A 15,023-nucleotide genomic window follows, 5' to 3' on the forward strand; every position below is an offset into this window, starting at 1 on the left:
TTTTAGGAGGACACAATGCGTAACTTTGACCTTTCGCCGCTGTACCGTGCCACCGTCGGTTTCGACCAGATCGCCGACCTGATGGACCGGGTGCTGACCAATGACGTGAGCCGTGAAAGCTATCCGCCCTACAACATCGAAAAGATCGCTGACGACGGTTGGCGCATTTCGGTGGCCGTGGCGGGCTTTACCGAAGACGAGCTTTCCGTGGAAGTCCGTGAAAACGCACTGGTCATCTCGGCCAAGAAGGCGGACGAAGACGAGCGGACCTATCTGCACCGTGGCATCGCCACTCGTGCATTTGAACGCCGCTTCCACCTGGCCGATCATGTGCGGGTGACCGGGGCTGCCCACGAACACGGCATGTTGCATATCGACCTTGTTCGCGAGGTGCCTGAGGCCCTGAAACCGCGCCGTATCGAGATTGCAAAATCCAAGGACGTGGAACAGAAGGCGATCGAAGCCTGACCACAGGCGTGATCACCCGATAAGATGGGCGCGGAGGGCAACCTCCGCGCTTTTGTTTTACACCGGCTGGCGCCGTTCTTGTTCCAGCAGGTAAAAGCTGGCAGCCAGGATGATCGCCGTGCCCAGCCACATCGACCCGGTGGGCAGAAAGCCGAACACCACAAAGCCCAGCACCACGTTGAACACCAGTTTCAGGTGATCGAACGGTTGCAGAAAGGCCGCATCTGCCAGTGAGTAGGCGCGCACCAGCACATGCTGCGCCAACGCCGTCAGAAGGCCCGCGCCCACGACCAGCCAGATCGCTCCCATGGGCAGGCTGAACCCCGATCCGAGCGCCAGTGCGGCATTGATCGGGCTGAGCAGGACCAGCAGGTAGATCGTTACTGTCTCGGGGCCGTCTGCACGGGTTAGGAACTTCGTGACGACCGAACTAGCTGCCCAAAGGGCGGCAGCGCCAACCGGCAGCAGGGCAACCAGCTCGAACCGGTCCGACCAGGGTTCAAGGATCACCGCCCCTCCGATGATGCCCAGCACGACCGCGCCCCAGCGATGGATCGACACGGTTTCGTGCAGGAAAAGCCCCGCGCCCAACGTCACAAAAAACGGCGACAGCAGGATCAGCGCGATCGCCTGCCAGATCGGCACATACGCCAGCCCCAGCGTCCAAAGTTGCACACCGCCCGCCGCCAAGGCGACGCGCAGCACATGCAGCCAGACCTGCCCGGTTTTCATCACCGCCGCCCGGTGGCGAAACACCCAGGGCAGATAAAACCCCAATGCGATCAGATATTGCCAAAAGGTGACGGACGGCGCGGACGCCCCCAGTTTCATAGTGGCCCCTTGCAGGGCCGTGTTCACGACGGCGAAACTTGCGCCTGCCAGAACCATCAGACCAGCCGCCTTCACAGGCGTGGTCAGTGTCAATTGATGAGCCATTGCGCAATGTCCTTTCTTCCTTACGCGTTGACCCAAGGCAGAAGGACAAGGTGCGCGTCACCCGCGCACCTCAGACCATCCTCTTCCATCCGGACTTTAACCGTCGGCCCCGGAATTTCGCCGGGTCTGCTGACACCCCTTTCGCAAGAAGCCGCTCGTGGGCTGTGACCACCGGTGGGGAATTTCACCCCGCCCTGAGAATGTCGCCACCCCGGCAGGGGCAGCGACAGGGAAGATAGGTTCGGGATGGGGCGCGGTCAAGCGGCCTTAGTGCGACAGGCTTTCGGCCAGACGCATCAGCGTGACCGCCTCGGCGCGATAGCCGTAAGGGTCGGCGCCCTTCGCCCCGTTGGCCAGCGCGATGGCGTCCGAGTAGGTCCAGTCGCCAAGGTATTTATCCTCGCGCAGAAGCTGGCCGAAGCCCGCGATGGCGGCGGCGAATTGCTGCTCGGTTCCGGCTTCATTCGCGGAAGCGATTGGTGTCTCGATCAACGTGCTGTTGTCTTCGCCGGGCCGCTTGTAGCGCAGCTTGAGGTATCCAAGCTCGTCCGATCCCTCCGCATCAGGCGCGGGGGCGTAGCGCAGCGCGTCGGTCAGCACCGCATCCGAGCCAACCGGCGTCACCTCATAGACCGCCGTGACCTGATGGCCCGCACCAATCTCGCCTGCGTCCACCTTGTCGTTGTTGAAGTCCTCGCGCGCCAGGGCGCGGGTTTCATAGCCGATCAGACGGTATTCGGCGACCTGTGTGGGGTTGAACTCCACTTGTATTTTTACGTCATCGGCAAGGGGATATAGCGCACCGGAAAGCTGATCAACCAGCACTTTTCGCGCTTCGCCCAAAGTATCGATGTAAGCGGCTTGTCCGTTGCCGTTCTGCGCCAAGGCCTGCATGGTCGCGTCGTCCAGATTGCCGCGCCCGAAGCCAAGGATTGACAGATAGGTGCCGGTGTCGCGCTTGTCTGCGATGAAATCCTTGAGCTCATCGGGGTCATGAATCCCCACGTTGAAATCGCCATCCGTGGCCAGCAAAACCCGACCCACCTCGCCGTCGTCATGCATCCGCTCGGCCACCTGATAGGCCAGTTCGATCCCCTGCGCCCCGGCGGTCGACCCGCCTGCATCCAGCCGGTCGAGTGCGGACAGAATGGTGGCGCGGTCGGCGGCTTTGGTCGGTTCCAACACCTCGCCCGCGCTGCCAGCATAGGAGACGATGGCAACCTCATCCTCAGGCTTCAATTCGGATAGCATCAGCCGCAGGCTTTGCTTCAACAGCGGCAGCTTGTCGGGGTCCGACATCGACCCGGATGTGTCGATGAGGAACACGAGGTTCAGGGGCGGTCGGTCCGTGATCATCTCGCCCTGAATGCCGATCTGCACCAGTTGCGTGCCCGCGTTCCATGGGGTTTGCATCGTGGTGACAGTGGCGGCAAAGGGGTGCGCGCCAGCTGGGGCGGGATAGGCGTAGGGGAAATAATTCACCATTTCCTCGATCCGCACCGCGTCCGGGTTGGGCAGATAACCAGATTTTAGATCGCGCCGCACCACCGCATAGCTGGCCGTATCCACGTCGATCGAGAAGGTGGAAACCGGATCTTCTGACGTGATTTTCAGGGGCGAGGGCGTGGCGTTGGCGTATTCTTCGCCGCCTGCTTCCGGTGGCATGGGCAGGATGCCGGGCATGTCGTCAACAGCGATGCGGTTCTCGCCGTCCGAGAACGAAGATATATCGGCCTCCATCATCGGGTCCGACGCGACCGAGGGCGCAACCTGACCCGACTGCGCGCGCAAATCGGCTGGTGCTTCGGATCGGGTCCGGGCGGGGGAACGGGCGATCTTGCCCAAGGGCTCAGGGGCGGGTTGTATCACGATTTCTTCTTCGACTGTGTCGTTTACGGGCGGTGGCGCCATGTCTGTCATCCCCGGCACTTCCACCTGATCCACATTCGGCATCACCACCAGTACGGCAAAGCCCACCGCCACCAGCGCGGTCGTCGCAGCCAACCCGCCGCGTGTATTCAAAGCGTTCAACATCTTGATAACTCCTTTTCCAAGCGCCCCAGATTTCGGAGCGTCAGACATAGGACGCGCGTCAGGTCGCGATCCTTGGAGGTCATCGAAACTTTTCATCGCAAGCGCCAGATCGGCATCCTTTTTCGAAGGGTCCGGCGCAGGCGGGGCCGCGCGCAGGGCGGCCTTCAGATCGTCAAGATCGTCGGTCATATCGCGTCCTCCTCTGCCCGCATGGCACGCAGGCGTTTCTTCACTTCGGACATGCGCCAAGCGACGGTGCCTTCGGACAGGCCCAAAACCTCGCCCGCTTGCGCTTGTGTCAGGTCTTCGCCCAAGACCAGCGCCACAGTGTCACGCAACTCGTCGGGCAAGGCGGTCATGGCCTGGGTCAGCCAATCCTGCGCCTCGGTTTCCTCACGGATCGCCTCACGCCGGTTTACTTCCCAGTCACCCCAGCCATCGGCAGCTTTCGCGCGGGTTGCGGCGCGTCGGCGGCGGTCATGCGCGGCGTTCACAGCCACGCGGTAGAGCCACGTTGTGAACCGCGCATCCGCCCGAAACCCCGCCAGTTTCGCGGGCAGGGCGGCGCATATGTCCTGCGTCAAATCCTCGGCGTCGGCCCGGTTCACGGTCAGGCGATAGGTGAACGCAAACAGCCGGTCATAATGACGCGACAGCAAGGCCGCGAAGGCAGCCCTGTCCCCTGTCGCGGCCGCTGCGGCCAGTTCCTCGTCCTGATCGGTCATCATCTTCACATAGAGTAAGACGCGGCCCAGAGGTCAATCCTTGGCAGAAAAACGAAAAAAGGCGGCAGGTTGCCCCACCGCCTTCAATTCATTCGATTTTAACGCGATCAGACAGACATGCAGATGTATTTCATCTCAAGGAAATCCTCGATCCCATGGCGCGATCCTTCGCGGCCAAGGCCCGATTGCTTGACGCCGCCGAACGGGGCGGTCTCGGTCGAGATGATGCCGGTGTTCACGCCGACGATGCCGTATTCCAGCGCCTCGGCCACTTTGTATACGCGGCTCAGGTTGTTGGCATAGAAATAGGACGCCAGACCGAAGATGGTGTCATTGGCTTGTGCGATCACGTCATCTTCGTCCTTGAATTTGAACAAGGGTGCCATCGGGCCGAAGGTTTCGTCCGTGGCGACCTCCATGTCACGGGTGGCGTTCTTGATGATCGTGGGCTCAAAGAACAGTCCGCCTTTTTCGTGTTCCTTGCCGCCCAGAATGATCTCGCCACCCTTGGAGGTCGCGTCAGACACATGCTCGCGCACCTTCTGAACCGCGCCCTCAGAGATCAGCGGGCCAAGCGCGATGCCTTCGTTCAACCCGTCACCGACAGGCAGGTCGGACACGGCTTTGGCGAAGCGTTTGGCAAATTCGTCATAGACGCCTTCCTGCACATAAATCCGGTTGGCACAGACGCAGGTCTGGCCGTTGTTGCGGAATTTGCAGGCGATGGCGCCTTCGACGGCGGCGTCCAGATCGGCGTCGTCAAACACGATGAACGGCGCATTGCCGCCCAGCTCCATCGAGCATTTCAGCACCTGATCGGCGGCCTGACGCAAGAGGATGCGGCCCACATTGGTCGATCCCGTGAAGGTCAGCTTGCGCACCAAGGGATTTTCGCAGAACTCCTTGCCGATATCCGAACTGCGCGAGCTGGGCACGATGTTGAACACACCTGCCGGAATGCCCGCGCGATCTGCCAGAACGGCCAGAGCGGTGGCGGACAGGGGGGTTTCCGCCGCCGGACGACCCACGAAACCACAGCCAGCGGCCACCGCCGGGCCGCATTTGCGGGTGATCATCGCGTTGGGGAAGTTCCACGGCGTGATCGAGGCAACAACCCCGATCGGCTGGCGGATCACCATCAGACGTTTGTCGGGCTGGTGGCCGGGGATGGTTTCGCCATAGATGCGTTTGGCCTCTTCCCCGAACCACTCGATGAAGCTTGCTCCATAAGCGATTTCACCCGTGGCTTCGGCCAGTGGCTTGCCCATCTCGGCGGTCAGGATTGTGGCCAGATCAGCCTGGTTCTCCATCATCAGGTTGAACCATTTGCGCATGATATTCGCACGCTCTTTCGCGGTGCGCTTGGCCCATTCGCGGCCTGCCTTGTCGGCGGCGTCGATGGCGCGGGCGACCTCTTTGCGTGACAGGTCGGCCACCTTGGCGATCACGTCGCCGCGCGCGGGGTTTGTCACATCAAAGGTGGCCCCATCATCGGCGTCGATCCATTCGCCATTCACATAGGCGCGGGTTTCGACCAAAGTCGGGTCTTTCAGAAGGCTTTTCAGCTCGGTTGCATTGGCGGCCATTTTCCTCTCCCATAGCTCTGGTGTCGTTCGGGGCGGGCCCGACGCAATCACAGGATATCTGTCATGGATTTCGACATAGCCTATGCGAATGCGGATTTCATCCCGAATGGAAACGATTTCCCGGCGAAATGGAAGAAATCAGCAAGCGACTTCCGCGCTGCGCACAAGAATCTTCGTCTGGACCTGCCTTACGGCGAAGATGCTTCGAATGCCTTTGATCTGGTGCTGCCCGAGGCGACACCAAACGGCTTGGTGGTGTTCGTGCATGGCGGTTACTGGAAAGTATTCGGACGACGCGACTGGACCCATCTTGCCGCCGGGCCCGTGGCGCATGGCTATGCGGTGGCGCTGCCGTCCTACCCGCTTGCGCCGGACGCCCGCATTGGCCAGATCACCCGCACGATCGCCCGCGCCATCGAGGCGTCGGCCGCACAAGTGGACGGCCCGATCCGGCTGACCGGTCACTCTGCAGGGGGGCATCTGGTGGCGCGGATGAACTGCCTTGATGTCGCTCTGACCTGCCGGGACCGGATCGCCCGGATCCTTCCCATTTCGCCGCTGGGGGATCTTCGACCGCTGATGCAGACCACAATGAACGACACGCTGCGGATTGACGCGGCCGAGGCGCAGGTCGAAAGCCCCGCTCTGAACGACACGCGCGCGGGCATCCCCACGACAGTCTGGGTCGGGGCGGATGAACGCCCCGCCTTTCTGGATCAGGCGCGTGATCTGGCACTGGCCTGGTCCGAGGCCGAACTGGTCATCGCGCCGGGCCGCCACCATTTCGATGTGATCGAACCGCTCAGCGATCCGGACAGCGACATGGTGGCTGATCTGTTGCGTTGACCGTCAGCGTCCGAAATCTTCCAACGCGCGGTGGTCGATGGTTTCCAGAACCGGTATCATCACCGCAACATCCGCGCCTTCAGCCTGTATCAGGATCCGCCCATCCACGATGCCCGACAACTCCCCATCCTGGTTCAGGTATTTCATCCGCCCCACCCGTTCCAGCTTCATCCCCATCAGCGCGGCGTTCGACAGCATACCCGACAACGCCCCGACCATCGGATTGTTCGCCATGATCGTGATCGAAAACGCATCCGGCCCGTTGGAATAGGTGGCCTCGGCCCCCGCGCCGCCACCCAGCATCGCCAGTCCCGCATTCATCTCGGTCGAGACCTCGCGCGTCCAGCCGTCGGGCGCATCGGGCAGGAACTTGGCAAGATCGGCAGTTTTCATCGCCTGTAGCAGCTGCTTGGCATATTCCAGCTCTTCCAGGGTGTATTTGATGTCGCCCTCTTCATAGGCCTCGAGGGCACTGTTCAGCGTGTCCGTCACCTCGTCGGCAAAGACAGGGAGGGGCGCGATCAGGGCCGCCAGAACGGTTGCTTTGACAAAGTGCTTCATGAAATTCTCCTCAGCTAAATTTCTCGGCCCATGTGGGCATTGTGTCTTCTGGCGTGGGTTTTGCCGCATAGACGCCGCGGGCAATGGCGCGTGCCAGACAGGTGGCGGCGGCATGACCCAGGCGCAGCGCGTCAAAACCTGCATCCGGCAGGGCGCGGGCGCCCGTGGCGGCGGCAAAGACCAGATCGCCGTCGAACGGTGTGTGGCTGGGATGGATCGCACGGGCCATCCCGTCATGTGCGGCGGTGGCCAGACGGGTGGCCTGCGCCTGGGTCAACACCGCGTCTGTTGCAACAATGGCAATGGTGGTGTTTTCGCCCAGACGTGCCTCGGGGCGCGGTTCGAAGGTTGGGTCGTGGGTGCCGATGCCGCGCCCGCCGAACTCGTCATTCATCTCCCACGGGGCGGCCCAGAAGGCGGGGCCGTCACCCATCGTCACCGCACCCAAGGCGTTGACGGCCACCAATGCCCCGACCGTGATCCCGCATTCCAACACCAGCGAGGCTGACCCAAGCCCCCCCTTCAACCCGTCGACCGTTGCCCCCACGCCAGCGCCCGCCGTGCCCAGGGCAAACTCAGACCCCGCCGCCTCCAGCGCCGCGCGTCCCAACGCCTTGTAAGGGTTCTCGGCCCACGCCTTGTCACCGCCATTCAGAAGATCAAACAGGATCGCGCCCGGCACGATCGGCACCCGCTGATCGCCCACCAGAAACCCGCGCCCCTGCGCCCGCAACCCATCCGCCACACCGGATGCCGCATCCAACCCGAAGGCCGAGCCGCCGGACAACACCAGCGCATCCACCTCCTGCACCAGCTTGTCAGGGGCCAGCAGGGCGGTTTCGCGTGTGCCCGGCGCGCCACCCATGATGTGAACGCCCGCCGTGAAAGGCGCATCGCCCACCATCACGGTCGCGCCGGTTTTGATCACCTCATCCCCGGCATTGCCAACATAAAGTCCGGCGACATCGGTTATCAGATTTCTGGCTCCGGGTTTCATCGCGCTCTCTTTTTCTTGTCTTAAATATCCCACGGGGGTCCGGGGGTGTGAAACCCCCGGCTCCGACATCCCTCAGATGCACCGCCCGCCATCGACTTCCATCGCCACTCCTGTGACCATCGACGCCTCATCCGAGCACAGAAAACACGCCGCATTGCCCATATCCTCAGGGGTCGAGAACCGGCCCAGCGGGATGGTCGCCAGGAACTTCGCCCGCATCTCGGGCGTGTCTTCGCCCATGAAGCTGGACAGAAGCGGGGTTTCGCCCGCCACCGGGCAGATCGCATTGACCCGCACGCCATGCGGGGCCAGTTCAACCGCCATCGCCTTTGTGGCAGTGATCATCCAGCCCTTTGACGCGTTGTACCAGTTCAGGTTCGGACGCGGGCTGAGGCCAGCGGTCGAGGCCACGTTCAAGATCGCGCCTTTGCCCGCGGCCTTCATCGACGGCACGAAATAGCGCGCCATCAGGTATACCGACTTGGCGTTCACGGCGAAGATGCGATCAAACTCTCCCTCGTCCACCTCTTCCATCGGTTTGGGCAGATGGGTGATCCCTGCATTGTTGACGATGATATCCATCTGCCCCCAAAGCTCATGCACGGCGCGCGCCATCTGGGCCACGCTGTCGCTGCTCGAGACATCGACGTGATGGGCGATGCCGTCCACCTCGGCGGCCATCTCGCGGGCCAGATCGTCATTCACATCGGCGACCATCACACGCGCGCCTTCGGCTGCGAATTTGCGCACGATTCCTGCCCCGAATCCTGACGCCCCGCCGGTCACGATGGCTGTTTTTCCTTGAAGCCGCATCCAGTCCCCCTTGGTTGTTGGGCCGAGCTTGCGCCGATTTGATCGGCGGTGCAAGTCAACCCGGCGTGGTATGCCACACCACCTGCTTCAGTCCTGCAAAGCGTGCAAATCGCTGAAGCTCGGCCCCCAGCTTGGCGTGGCGCGCCGTGGGCCAATGGACCTTTGGCTCGGGCCAGAACCCGACGACGCTCAACACTCCTGCCTTGCGATCTGCCTTCAGTTCGATCCGCCCGACGAAGCGGTCGCCTTCCAGCAGCGGATAGACGTAATACCCCCAGCGTCGCTTGGGTTTTGGCACGAACATCTCGTTGCGGTAATCGAAGCCGAACAGGCGCTCCAACCGGGCGCGGTCGCGGATTGCCGGATCAAAGGGGTTCAGGATACGCAGGCGGCTGGTCGGGGTGGGCAGGGTGGCCAAACGGGTTTCGATATCCGGGTGCGCCAGCGCGGTGAAGCAGCCCTTGTAGGCGGTTTCAACCTCGACCGGCACCAGATCGGCGGTGTCACACCAGTGTTTCGCCTCGCGCGCGCTCATCGCGTCCCAGAAGCGACCGACCTCGCCGGTTGTGCCGATACTCAGCCGGTCGATCGCAGCAGAACACAGCCAGTCAACGGCCTTGGCATCCTCGACCGGGTTATGCGCTGGAAACACCCGTTCTCCAAGATCATAGAACTTTACGAAGTTTTCGCGGTGACAGGTGGCAAGCTCGCCCGCATACCACATCTGGTCCAGAGCTTTCTTGTGGGGTGGCCGCGCCCACATTTCGCGGCTTTCCGCCTTGGTGTCAAAGGCGTGGGTGGACAGGGCACCTTCATCGGTGATGCGCCTGCGGATCTCGGCGATCTGGGCCTGACCCAACCCGGATTGATACCACGCGTGGCGCGAAGACAATGCACCCAGCCGGTCGAATTGCCGCCGCCAGTAGGGCAGAACGCGCCGGTCGATCAGGCTGGCATCATGGGTGAAGTGTTCAAACACATCGCGTTTTGCCAGCCGGTCCCAGATCATCCCTTCGCGGACGTTCTGGTTGCGGCTCCACAGGATATGATTGTGCGCGCGGGTGACGTTACGGATGGTGTCGATCTGCACGAATCCCAGCCGCCAGATGATCGCGTCAAGATCCAGCGGACCGGTGGGCGTGTCCGACAGGGCGTTGGTCCACAGCCATAAACGCCGCGCCTGTCTGTTCGAGAGTTTCAGCCGCGCGCCCATGCCCTAGCCGTGTTTCGCCGCGACGGTTTTCAATTGCGAGAAGCCGTAAAGCGCCTCGAACCCCTTTTCGCGCCCGTGCCCGGATTTGCCGACGCCCCCGAAGGGCAGTTCGACCCCGCCGCCCGCGCCGTAGTTGTTGATGAACACCTGTCCCGCACGCAGCCGTTTGGCCAGTCGCATCTGCCGTGCTCCATCGGCCGTCCAGATGCTGGCCACCAGCCCGTAATCGGTCGCGTTGGCAATCTGCGCGGCTTCCGCCTCAGTATCAAACGGGATGACGACTTGCACCGGGCCGAACACCTCGTAGCATGCCAGCGGGTGATCTGGCGATACATCGGCAAAAAGGGTCGGGGCCACGTAATGCCCGCCTTCGGGTGCGTCCGTGATTTGTCCCCGTCCCGCGATACGCAGATCGCTGCCCTGCGCCAGAAAGGTTTCGACAATCTCTTTCTGACGGGACGAGATCAGGGGACCAACATTCAGATCGGCCCTCGCAGGCCCCACCTGCAAGGCGTCATAGGCCGCACCCATCCGCGCCACCACGTCATCATAGACCCCGCGCTGGACCAGCACCCGCGAACTGGCCGAACAGGTCTGGCCCGCGTTCTGGATACATGCGCTGACAAGGAAGGGCAGGGCGGCATCAATGTCGGCATCGTCGAACACAAGTTGAGGCGACTTGCCGCCAAGCTCCAGCGTTACCGGCACCACGTTTTGCGCGGCAGCGGCCTGCACCAGCCCACCCACCGGCACCGATCCGGTGAAACTGATATGGTTCACGCCGGGATGGGCGGACAAGGCCGCGCCAGCCTCCTCGCCCAGTCCCGTCACGACGTTCAGCGCGCCTTTGGGCAACCCGGCCTCTTCGGCCAGTCGCGCGAAAGCTAGCGCAGTCAGGCAGGCTTCTTCAGCGGGTTTCAGAACGCAGGCATTACCCATTGCCAGCGCCGCCCCGACCGAACGCCCAATGATTTGCATCGGGTAATTCCACGGCACGATATGGCCCGTGACTCCATGCGGTTCACGCAGGGTATAGACGGTATAGCCGTCCAGATAGGGGATCGTTTCGCCCATCACCTTGTCGGCGGCCCCGCCATAAAATTCCATGTATCGCGCCAGCGCCAAGGCGTCATTGCGCGCTTGGGTCAGGGGCTTGCCCACATCGTGCGATTCCAGCGTCGCCAGATCATCCACCCGCGTTTCCACCAACTGCCCGATCCGCGTCAGGATGCGTCCGCGTTCGGTGGCGGTCATGCGGCCCCAATCACCTTCCAGCGCGGCTTTGGCGGCGGACACGGCGGCGTCGATCTCGGGTGCGGCTCCGCGCGCGATCTGCGCGAAGGTCTCGCCCGTTGAGGGGTCTTCGACGGGCAGCGTATGTGCGGTCTTGCGCCAGTCCCCGCCAATCAGGATTTCGGTTGGATCGAACCAAAGCTCTTTCATCTCATGCTTCATTGATTTGGGCCTCCTTCCACGCGGGCGGGATGATTGGTGCCGCGTTGATCAGGGTTTGCGTATAGGCGTGTCGGGGCGCGGCAAAGACCGCGTCCGTGGCGCCGTCCTCGACGATTTGCCCGGCCTTCATCACCAGAACCCGGTCGGTGATCGAGCGCACGACGCCAAGGTCATGGCTGATGAACAGATAGCCCATTCCATGACGCGCCTGAAGGTCTGCCAGCAGGTCGAGGATACCGGCGCGGATGGATACATCCAGCGCCGATACCGCTTCATCAAGGATGATCAGTTCCGGTCGCAGGATCAGGGCACGCGCGATGGCGATGCGCTGGCGCTGACCGCCGGAAAACTCGTGCGGATAGCGCGTCATGGCGGCTGCGTCCAGGCCCACCTCGGCCAGCGCATCGCGCACACGGTCGCGCCAGTCATGGGGGCGGCTGCCCAGCAGGTGAAACGGCTCGGCGACCAATCGTTCCACGGTCCATCGCGGATTGAAGCTGCCGTAAGGGTCTTGAAACACCACTTGCAAGCCAGCGCGTCGGGCGGGCGGCATATCGGGTGCAATGGGTGTCCCGTTCAAAAGGATTTCCCCGCCCTGCAACGGCTCCAATCCCAGAATGGCGCGGCTGAGCGTGGACTTCCCGCAGCCGCTTTCGCCAACCAGTCCAAGGCTTTCACCTTTCATCAGCGTGAAGCTGACGCCATCCACGGCACGAAATTGCGGGGCTGGGCCGAACAGGGACGTGCGCGGCAAGGGGTAGTCTCGCACCGCGCCGCGGACCTCAAGCAGCGGGGCATCTTGGGGAATGGCCTGACCGTCCGGCACATGGCCCGACGCCTCAAGCAACTGGCGCGTATAGGGGTGTGACATGGTGCGAAACAGGGTTTCGGTGTCCCCCTGCTCAACGATCTCGCCCTTGCGCATGACGGCGACGTGATCGGCCATGCCTGCGACCACGGCAAGGTCATGCGTGATCAGCAGAAGCCCCATGCCGTCCTCGGCGACCAGTTCTTTCAGCAGGTCAAGGATTTGCGCCTGTGTGGTGACGTCCAGCGCGGTGGTTGGTTCGTCCGCGATCAAAAGGTCGGGATGCAGGGCGATGGCCATGGCAATGCAGACGCGCTGCCGCTGCCCACCTGACAACTCGTGCGGATAGCGATCCAGCGGGAAGCGGTCTTGCGGAAGGCCCACGCGGGCCAGTTTCTCGGCGGCGATGCGCAGGGCATCGTTGCGATTGGCGCGCCCGTGGATCAACAACGCCTCTGCCACCTGATCGCCGATGGTTTTCACCGGGTTCAGCGCGGTCATCGGTTCCTGAAAGATCATCGAGATGCGACGCCCGCGAATGTTGCACATCGCGGCTTCATCCAGCGCGGCAAGGTCAGTGTCGTCCAGCCATATCTGCCCCGTTCGGGTCATGCCGCGCGGCAAAAGCCCCATGAGGGCCAGCGCCGTCATCGACTTGCCAGACCCGCTTTCGCCGACCAGCCCAACCACCTGCCCAGGCGCGATGGACAGGTCCACGTCGTGCAGGATCGGGGCGCTATGGATGGACAGCGACAGGTCGGCGACACGGATCATATGCGCGCCCTTCTGATCCGGGGGTCCAGCAGATCGCGCAGACCATCGCCCATCAGGTTCAGGCCCAGCACCATCGCGACAATGGCCAGACCCGGCGCGATGGCCAGGCGTGGGTGAGAATAGATCATGGTCTGCGCATCCGCCAGCATCCGCCCCCAGCTGGCGGTCGGGGGTTGTGCGCCAAGCCCTACATAGCTCAGCCCCGCCTCGGCCAGAATGCCAAGCGAGAATTGGATGGTGCCTTGGACGATCAGCAGGTTGGCGATGTTGGGCAAGATGTGTTCAGCGCTGATACGCGCCTTGCCTTTGCCCGCCACCCGTGCGGCCATGATGAATTCCTGCGTCCAGATCGTCAGCGCGCCGCCACGCGCCACGCGGGCGAAAACGGGGATGTTGAATATGCCGATGGCGATGATCGCGTTGGTGGCCGAAGGGCCGAAGGTTGCGGTGATCAGGATGGCGATGACCAGCGAGGGGAAGGCAAAGATCAGATCGTTGCCGCGCATGATCACCTCGTCCAGCCAGCCGCCCCGGTTGGCGGCAGCCATCAGACCAAGCGGCACGCCGATCACCATTCCGATGCCGACGGCCAGAACGGCGACGGCGATGGATATGCGCCCGCCCTCCATCAGCATGGACAGAAGGTCGCGCCCGAAATGGTCGGTGCCCAGCAGATACTCGGTTGAGGGTGCGCGCAGCTTGGCGCTGATCGTCAGTGTGGTCACGTCATGGGGTGTCCAGAGGAAGGACAGAAGCGCGGCGGACAGCAGCACGGTGCTCAGCACCGCGCCGATCCAAAGCTGGGCGGGCAGCCGGGTCATCGGCGCCTCCGCAAACGGGGGTCGACCAGCGCATAGGCCACATCGACCAGAAAGGTCACAAGGATCACCGCAAAGACCAGCAGCATCACCACGCTTTCAACGACCACAAGATCGCGCTGCGTGATCGCCTGAAAGATCAGCCGCCCAAGGCCGGGCAGGAAAAAGACGTTTTCAATGATGATCGCGCCCGCCAGAAGAAAGCTGAATTGCAGCCCGATGATGGTCAGAACCGGGATCAACGCGTTGCGCAGGGCGTGGCGGCGGGTGGCTTGCGCGACACTCAACCCCTTGGCGCGGGCGGTGCGCATATAGTCCTGATGCAGCACGTCCAGCAGCGATGACCGCATGACCCGCGCCAGAATGGACGCCTGCGGCAGGGCCAAGGCCACCGCAGGCAGCGTCAACGCCTTCATCGCGGGCCAGACGCCCGCGTCCCAACCGGGAAAGCCGCCTGCGGAAAACCAGCGAAGCTGCACCGCAAAGACCATCACCAACAACATCGCAAACCAGAAATTCGGCACCGCGATGCCCAGTTGCGTCGCCCCCATGATGGCATAATCGGCGGGATTGCCGCGCCGGGCCGCGGCGACGAGGCCAACCGGGATGGCGATCAGGGTGGACAGACACAGCGCAAAAAGCGCCAGCGGCAACGAGACCTGAAGCCGCTCCATCACCAGTTCGGACACCGGCACACGATAGGTATAGGACAGGCCGAAATCCCCTGTGATCATGCCGCCGACCCAGCCCAGATAGCGGGCGGGCAGTGATCCATCCAATCCAAGTTCCTTGCGCAGTGCCGCCACCGTTTCTGGCTGCGCATTCAGGCCCAGCATGAAAGACGCGGGGTCGCCCGGAATAACCTCGATCATCGCGAAGATCACCAGCGAGGCAACCACAAGGCTCAGGCCAAGCGACAAGGCGCGGGTCAGGACGAAACGCAACATGAGGGCGAGCGTAGTCGGGGCCACGCCCTTCGGAAAGGGGGA

The 15,023-nt window shown here is 62.8% G+C and carries 14 protein-coding genes and 1 riboswitch; of the genes, 2 read left to right on the forward strand and 12 right to left on the reverse strand.

The genetic code is table 11. From position 1 onward, the window contains the following. The first annotated feature begins 15 nt into the window (after positions 1–15). Positions 16–468, forward strand: a complete 453-nt coding sequence (locus IE188_RS09695; RefSeq protein WP_191286282.1) for an Hsp20 family protein — start codon at positions 16–18, stop codon at positions 466–468. Positions 469–525: 57 nt separating this feature from the next. Here the strand turns inward: IE188_RS09695 and IE188_RS09700 are convergent, their stop codons facing one another. The 4 genes from IE188_RS09700 to IE188_RS09715 form a co-directional block, all read right to left on the reverse strand. After that, the gene (locus IE188_RS09700; RefSeq protein ID WP_191286283.1) at positions 526–1,404 is read right to left on the reverse strand and encodes a DMT family transporter; all 879 of its coding nucleotides are present in this window, start codon (positions 1,402–1,404) and stop codon (positions 526–528) included. 73 nt (positions 1,405–1,477) lie between these two features. Continuing rightward, a riboswitch (FMN riboswitch) is annotated at positions 1,478–1,610 on the reverse strand. 61 nt (positions 1,611–1,671) lie between these two features. After that, the gene (locus tag IE188_RS09705; protein ID WP_191286284.1) at positions 1,672–3,627 is read right to left on the reverse strand and encodes a vWA domain-containing protein; all 1,956 of its coding nucleotides are present in this window, start codon (positions 3,625–3,627) and stop codon (positions 1,672–1,674) included. Further along, entirely contained in the window at positions 3,624–4,163 is a 540-nt protein-coding gene (locus IE188_RS09710) for an RNA polymerase sigma factor (RefSeq protein WP_191286285.1), read from the reverse strand. The genes IE188_RS09705 and IE188_RS09710 overlap by 4 nt, the downstream gene beginning before the upstream one ends. A 107-nt stretch (positions 4,164–4,270) precedes the next feature. Next, positions 4,271–5,749, reverse strand: a complete 1,479-nt coding sequence (locus IE188_RS09715; RefSeq protein WP_191286286.1) for an NAD-dependent succinate-semialdehyde dehydrogenase — start codon at positions 5,747–5,749, stop codon at positions 4,271–4,273. A 63-nt stretch (positions 5,750–5,812) separates the two neighbouring features. Between IE188_RS09715 and IE188_RS09720 the strand changes: the two genes are divergently transcribed. Then, a complete protein-coding gene (locus IE188_RS09720) occupies positions 5,813–6,595 on the forward strand; it encodes an alpha/beta hydrolase (RefSeq protein WP_191286287.1) in 783 nt (260 codons plus the stop codon). Between the two features lie 3 nt (positions 6,596–6,598). Here the strand turns inward: IE188_RS09720 and IE188_RS09725 are convergent, their stop codons facing one another. The 8 genes from IE188_RS09725 to IE188_RS09760 all read right to left on the reverse strand — a co-directional run bounded on the left by IE188_RS09725 (position 6,599) and on the right by IE188_RS09760 (position 14,981). Then, complete coding sequence (locus IE188_RS09725; protein WP_191286288.1) at positions 6,599–7,156, reverse strand: hypothetical protein; 558 nt, start codon at positions 7,154–7,156, stop codon at positions 6,599–6,601. 10 nt (positions 7,157–7,166) lie between these two features. Beyond that, positions 7,167–8,153 (reverse strand): P1 family peptidase, encoded by a 987-nt coding sequence (locus IE188_RS09730; RefSeq protein ID WP_191286289.1) that lies wholly within the window; start codon positions 8,151–8,153, stop codon positions 7,167–7,169. Between the two features lie 72 nt (positions 8,154–8,225). Continuing rightward, positions 8,226–8,966: an SDR family oxidoreductase gene (locus IE188_RS09735; RefSeq protein ID WP_191286290.1), complete on the reverse strand. Its 741-nt coding sequence runs from the start codon at positions 8,964–8,966 to the stop codon at positions 8,226–8,228. A 55-nt stretch (positions 8,967–9,021) separates the two neighbouring features. Further along, positions 9,022–10,179, reverse strand: a complete 1,158-nt coding sequence (locus IE188_RS09740; RefSeq protein ID WP_191286291.1) for a winged helix-turn-helix domain-containing protein — start codon at positions 10,177–10,179, stop codon at positions 9,022–9,024. A gap of 3 nt (positions 10,180–10,182) precedes the next feature. Further along, on the reverse strand, positions 10,183–11,634 hold the full coding sequence (locus tag IE188_RS09745) for an aldehyde dehydrogenase family protein (RefSeq protein ID WP_407648228.1): 1,452 nt from the start codon (positions 11,632–11,634) through the stop codon (positions 10,183–10,185). Then, complete coding sequence (locus tag IE188_RS09750; RefSeq protein WP_191286292.1) at positions 11,624–13,216, reverse strand: ABC transporter ATP-binding protein; 1,593 nt, start codon at positions 13,214–13,216, stop codon at positions 11,624–11,626. The genes IE188_RS09745 and IE188_RS09750 overlap by 11 nt, the downstream gene beginning before the upstream one ends. Beyond that, complete coding sequence (locus tag IE188_RS09755) at positions 13,213–14,037, reverse strand: ABC transporter permease (protein WP_191286293.1); 825 nt, start codon at positions 14,035–14,037, stop codon at positions 13,213–13,215. Before IE188_RS09755 ends, IE188_RS09750 begins: the two co-directional genes overlap by 4 nt. Then, positions 14,034–14,981, reverse strand: coding sequence for an ABC transporter permease (locus IE188_RS09760; protein ID WP_191286294.1), 948 nt, complete (start codon positions 14,979–14,981; stop codon positions 14,034–14,036). Before IE188_RS09760 ends, IE188_RS09755 begins: the two co-directional genes overlap by 4 nt. Positions 14,982–15,023 lie beyond the last annotated feature (42 nt).

Origin of the sequence: Aliiroseovarius zhejiangensis (genome assembly GCF_014656375.1) — a bacterium.
GTDB classification, from domain to species: Bacteria; Pseudomonadota; Alphaproteobacteria; order Rhodobacterales; family Rhodobacteraceae; genus Aliiroseovarius; species Aliiroseovarius zhejiangensis.

What these genes read in the sequence shown, in the direction of transcription:
- IE188_RS09695 (WP_191286282.1), top strand. Translation starts at nt 16, where the DNA reads ATGCGTAACTTTGACCTTTCGCCGCTGTACCGTGCCACCGTCGGTTTC.
- IE188_RS09700 (WP_191286283.1), bottom strand. Translation starts at nt 1,404, where the DNA reads ATGGCTCATCAATTGACACTGACCACGCCTGTGAAGGCGGCTGGTCTG.
- IE188_RS09705 (WP_191286284.1), bottom strand. Translation starts at nt 3,627, where the DNA reads ATGACCGACGATCTTGACGATCTGAAGGCCGCCCTGCGCGCGGCCCCG.
- IE188_RS09710 (WP_191286285.1), bottom strand. Translation starts at nt 4,163, where the DNA reads ATGACCGATCAGGACGAGGAACTGGCCGCAGCGGCCGCGACAGGGGAC.
- IE188_RS09715 (WP_191286286.1), bottom strand. Translation starts at nt 5,749, where the DNA reads ATGGCCGCCAATGCAACCGAGCTGAAAAGCCTTCTGAAAGACCCGACT.
- IE188_RS09720 (WP_191286287.1), top strand. Translation starts at nt 5,813, where the DNA reads ATGGATTTCGACATAGCCTATGCGAATGCGGATTTCATCCCGAATGGA.
- IE188_RS09725 (WP_191286288.1), bottom strand. Translation starts at nt 7,156, where the DNA reads ATGAAGCACTTTGTCAAAGCAACCGTTCTGGCGGCCCTGATCGCGCCC.
- IE188_RS09730 (WP_191286289.1), bottom strand. Translation starts at nt 8,153, where the DNA reads ATGAAACCCGGAGCCAGAAATCTGATAACCGATGTCGCCGGACTTTAT.
- IE188_RS09735 (WP_191286290.1), bottom strand. Translation starts at nt 8,966, where the DNA reads ATGCGGCTTCAAGGAAAAACAGCCATCGTGACCGGCGGGGCGTCAGGA.
- IE188_RS09740 (WP_191286291.1), bottom strand. Translation starts at nt 10,179, where the DNA reads ATGGGCGCGCGGCTGAAACTCTCGAACAGACAGGCGCGGCGTTTATGG.
- IE188_RS09745 (WP_407648228.1), bottom strand. Translation starts at nt 11,634, where the DNA reads ATGAAGCATGAGATGAAAGAGCTTTGGTTCGATCCAACCGAAATCCTG.
- IE188_RS09750 (WP_191286292.1), bottom strand. Translation starts at nt 13,216, where the DNA reads ATGATCCGTGTCGCCGACCTGTCGCTGTCCATCCATAGCGCCCCGATC.
- IE188_RS09755 (WP_191286293.1), bottom strand. Translation starts at nt 14,037, where the DNA reads ATGACCCGGCTGCCCGCCCAGCTTTGGATCGGCGCGGTGCTGAGCACC.
- IE188_RS09760 (WP_191286294.1), bottom strand. Translation starts at nt 14,981, where the DNA reads ATGTTGCGTTTCGTCCTGACCCGCGCCTTGTCGCTTGGCCTGAGCCTT.